The organism is Gilliamella sp. Fer1-1 (assembly GCF_001690825.1).
Lineage (GTDB): Bacteria > Pseudomonadota > Gammaproteobacteria > Enterobacterales > Orbaceae > Gilliamella > Gilliamella apicola_C.
Genome location: NZ_LZGX01000072.1, coordinates 1 through 4,587 on the forward strand (window position 1 = coordinate 1; position 4,587 = coordinate 4,587).

General features: G+C 33.4%; 3 protein-coding genes. All 3 read left to right on the forward strand.

What is annotated here, in order from left to right; translation table 11 throughout:
* Positions 1-218: 218 nt before the first annotated feature.
* The 3 genes from guaA to A9G28_RS14185 all read left to right on the forward strand — a co-directional run bounded on the left by guaA (position 219) and on the right by A9G28_RS14185 (position 4,223).
* Positions 219-1,802: a glutamine-hydrolyzing GMP synthase gene (gene guaA, locus A9G28_RS08515; protein ID WP_065567569.1), complete on the forward strand. Its 1,584-nt coding sequence runs from the start codon at positions 219-221 to the stop codon at positions 1,800-1,802.
* Between the two features lie 1,139 nt (positions 1,803-2,941).
* On the forward strand, positions 2,942-3,337 hold the full coding sequence (locus A9G28_RS08520; RefSeq protein WP_065580390.1) for a rhodanese-like domain-containing protein: 396 nt from the start codon (positions 2,942-2,944) through the stop codon (positions 3,335-3,337).
* Positions 3,338-4,115: 778 nt separating this feature from the next.
* On the forward strand, positions 4,116-4,223 hold the full coding sequence (locus A9G28_RS14185) for an integrase core domain-containing protein (protein ID WP_081301547.1): 108 nt from the start codon (positions 4,116-4,118) through the stop codon (positions 4,221-4,223).
* Positions 4,224-4,587: the final 364 nt, after the last annotated feature.

Consider the following 4,587-nt stretch of genomic DNA (forward strand, 5'->3'; position numbering starts at 1 on the left):
CTTATTAATTAAGTAAAGAAAATTCAAGTTTTTGATTTGTTGACTTATTACAAGGTTAATTTGATGACTAGATATTGGACTTTGTAATAAGATGATTTCAAAATTATTAATAATATAAAATATTTATAATTGTTTTTAATTAATACTCTCAATTTAATTGGTAAATGGTACAATATCAGCCTAATTTTGTATTAGTTCATAGTTTAGGAATAAAATTGATGAAAAAAGACATCCACCAGCAGCGTATTTTAATTCTTGATTTTGGTTCGCAAGTTACCCAATTAATTGCTCGCAGAATTCGTGAAATTGGTGTGTATTGTGAACTTTGGCCATGGGATGTGTCAGAAGAAAAAATTAAAAAATTCAATCCTAAAGGTATCATTTTATCCGGTGGACCAGAAAGCACTACCGAGCAAAATAGCCCACGAGCACCTGAATATGTTTTTAATGCTGGCGTACCTGTACTTGGGATCTGTTATGGTATGCAAACGATGGCAATTCAAGTAGGGCAGGGGGGACAAGTTACCGCTTCTAATCAGCGTGAATTTGGTTATGCAAAAGTTGATCTTGTTGCAAAATCTAAATTAACTGAAGGCATTTTAGATAGTATAAGCGATGCGGGTACTGAGCAACTTGATGTTTGGATGAGTCATGGTGATAAAGTCACATCATTACCCGATACTTTTACCTTAATCGGTCAAACAGAAACTTGCCCATATGCGATTATGGCAAATGATGAAAAACAGTTTTATGGTGTGCAATTCCATCCAGAAGTCACTCATACAGTGAAAGGCTTTGAACTATTGCAACGTTTTGTAATTGATATTTGCCATTGTGAAAAATTATGGACGCCATCTTCAATTATTACCGATGCGGTAGAGCGTATAAAAGAGAAAGTTGGCAAAGATAAAGTACTACTAGGCTTATCTGGCGGTGTTGATTCATCCGTTACTGCGTTATTATTACACCAAGCAATAGGTGATCAGTTAACGTGTGTTTTTGTTGATCATGGTTTATTACGTTTAAATGAAGCACAACAAGTAATGGACATGTTTGGCGATAAATTTGGTTTGAATATTATCGCGGTTAATGCTGAAGATCGTTTTATGACTGCATTAAAAGGCGAAGTCGATCCTGAAGCTAAACGTAAAATTATTGGCCGCGAATTTGTTGCGGTATTTGATGAAGAAGCAGCAAAATTAAAAGATGTAAAATGGCTGGCTCAAGGTACAATCTATCCTGATGTTATTGAATCCGCTGCTGCAGATACAGGTAAAGCACATGTGATCAAATCACACCATAATGTTGGTGGCTTACCTGAAGATATGAAAATGGGCTTAGTTGAACCCCTACGAGAATTATTTAAAGATGAAGTACGTAAAGTGGGCTTAGAACTGGGCTTGCCTTATGATATGCTTTATCGCCACCCATTCCCAGGCCCAGGTCTTGGCGTTCGCGTGCTTGGTGAAGTTAAAAAAGAGTATTGTGACTTATTACGCAAGGCCGATGCTATCTTTATTGAAGAACTTTACAAAGCCGAGTTATATCATAAAGTAAGTCAAGCATTTACCGTATTTCTACCGGTACGCTCTGTTGGTGTAATGGGCGATGGGCGTAAATATGACTGGGTTGTTTCACTGCGAGCTGTTGAAACTATCGACTTTATGACAGCTCATTGGGCTCATTTACCTTATGACTTCTTAGGGCGTGTATCAAACCGTATTATCAACGAAGTCAACGGCATATCGCGTGTTGTATATGATATAAGTGGAAAGCCTCCTGCGACGATAGAGTGGGAGTAATCGCAATCCGTCTTATAGGATCTCATATAAGCTTTTGTATCACAACTAAGCCTTGAAAAACAAGGCTTTTTAATCTCTATTAGTCTCACCTCGTCTCATTTAAGCTTATCTTTTTTGACGGTAATGTTGATAGTATTAACGTTTTGATATAAAACATCTTATCAAAAGTACCGACAATGCTGATGGTATCGAAGTGTTTTATGTTAACAGAAACAAAGCTAAAATGAATAAAATCCAAAGATAAGTAGTATAAAATTCCAGATCCTGACTTATTTGTATGTTGCAGTATTAAAAAACGGCGACAATAGCATTTCGTTATGATTATCGAATTAACGAAAGAAGAGAAATAATAACGTTTGGAAAACAGGGTGAAATTTTACTATCTGAAGCTATAGATAAATTACTAGAAACTAAAAAATATTGGCTAATAATATTTCTCTACGAGGGAAAAGCAGCTTAGAAAACATTCATTGAATAATGACGTGTTTGGTTATTGACTAGAACGTTGGTTTGCGGATGTTGATTATGCAGATAGAACGCGTGATGTTACTAGCGAGATAATTAATAGAGATGTTGCACAAAAATTCGAAAAGTTATTATTGTCGAAAATAACGCCTGATGTATTACGGTAATATTGTGAGAAGTTAAAAGCAAGAGCACCAGTTACGGCAGTAATAACGCATGTATTGGTACGGTTTTTACATAAGTAAAAGCTCAAGGTACTAATTATAAAAATCCCTCCGATCATGTGAAATAGGCGTCAATAACTACTTTTTCCCCTAGAGATAAAGCTCTGACCAAACAAGAGATAGGTATGTTTTTTATACTCCAAAAGTTAGTCATATGTTATTTCTGTAAAAAATAACATTAAAATTAATAATGCTAACAATGGTACAAAAGAACAAAATTGTTGATGAAAAATGGGGGGAAATAGATTGTAAAAATACAAAATGGACTATATTCTGAAAGCAAGTCAGTAAGGGGATAGTAGCCCCATATTGTTTATTTATCAAGACAAGACCTAGATTTATTTATGCAAGTACATCTGGGTTTGATGTAAGTTTTAATGTATGTAGTAAAAACGAGTTAGTTTATATCTCTGGTAATGTTTTTGAAATTTGATAATTAAAGGAGTGTTTATGAGTATCGAACAAATGGTTCATTATCAATCAAAATTATCTTATGAGTTAGATTTAGCAGATTTGTTTTCTGCAATTAGTAAAAAAGAAAATATTGTAATTATAGATGCAAGCTCTCCGCTCTCATATAAAAAAGAGCATATTCCTAATGCTATTAATTTGTGGCATAAAGATATTTCATTTAACACTACTGATAATTTAGAAAAATCTAAAATATATATTTGTTATTGTGATGGGATTGGATGTAACGCTTCTACAAAAGCTTGTTTGAAATTATTAACTTTAGGATTTAATGTCAAAGAATTGATGGGTGGGTTGGATTGGTGGAAAAGAGATGGTTTTGCTACTGAAGGCGATGAACCTCAATCTGGAACGGAAATTAATTGTGGTTGTTAAGTTATAATGGAAAAAAGACCCTATCCTCAATTTTGTGTATTTGCCTATTTTTAACATACTCTAATATATAAAAAATAGGTAAATAAAAAATAGGTAAATAATGTAACTATCCCCTAAAATAGTACAGCAAAAGAGTAGGAAATTCTCTATGATAAAAGTAAAGAGGATTTAATTATGAAAAAAATGACTGAACATCAAATCTTATCTATTTTAAAAGAAACTGATGCTGAAAACCGTAAGATTAACAGATATTTGCTGAGCTAAGCTTAAAATCACAGCTCTAGGAAGAAATCATGCCCAAAAAGGAACGTAAAAGATGGGCACAGAACTACAACAAAATCATTCTGTTATTATTACTATGTGTTGTGTTATTGCTAACTTAAACCGTTGTGCTTACTATTACAACTTAAGTTACCGGATGATTCGATGATTATGTCAGTGCTAAGTCCTATCATAGATAAGCATTTAAGCTGGGGCATTCCTAAATGCTTTAATCGAATAAGAAAGCAGGGATATCAATGGAGCCATAAACGTATTTATCGAGTGTATTATTAGTTGAAACTCAATATTTAGGGTTAAACGTAAAAAACGTATATCCCTATGAACACCATAAAAGCTATTGATTCCTAATAAACAAGGGGGGAGTGTTGGTCAATGGATTTTATGAGTGACAGTAGCGGTAATCAACGTCGCTTTAGGACATTCAATGTCATTGATGACCTTAATCGTGTTTACAGGAAAAACTCTATAAACTAGGGTAAATCACATGATATAGCCATTGATTCTATCCAATTCGGTAGCCTTTCAAAATGGCTATATTGAACGATTTAATCGTACCTATCGCACTGAAGTACTCGATTTATCTCTTTTTAACAACTTAACGTAAGCTAGGAGAATAACCGAAGAGGAGTTAACAATTTATAATACCGAAAGGCTGCATGAAACATTAAATAACATGATACCGATTGAATATAAAAAACTAAAACAGGTAGCTTAATTTTCTACGTAAAATGATTAAAACAGAACACGATAAGTAATAATAGAATAATGAGGTAAATAGGATATAAAAAAACAAACATTGATGTTAACTGTTAATCTTATGGTTAAAAGGATAAACTACCCCTAGCACAGCGCCCTAAAACACGCAAACAAAAAACTTAAATAAAATCAATGGTTTTTCTGACTGATTTTTAACAAATAAACAAAATGGCATAAGCGTGCTTTTCTTATTTGGATATAAAAAAATATTA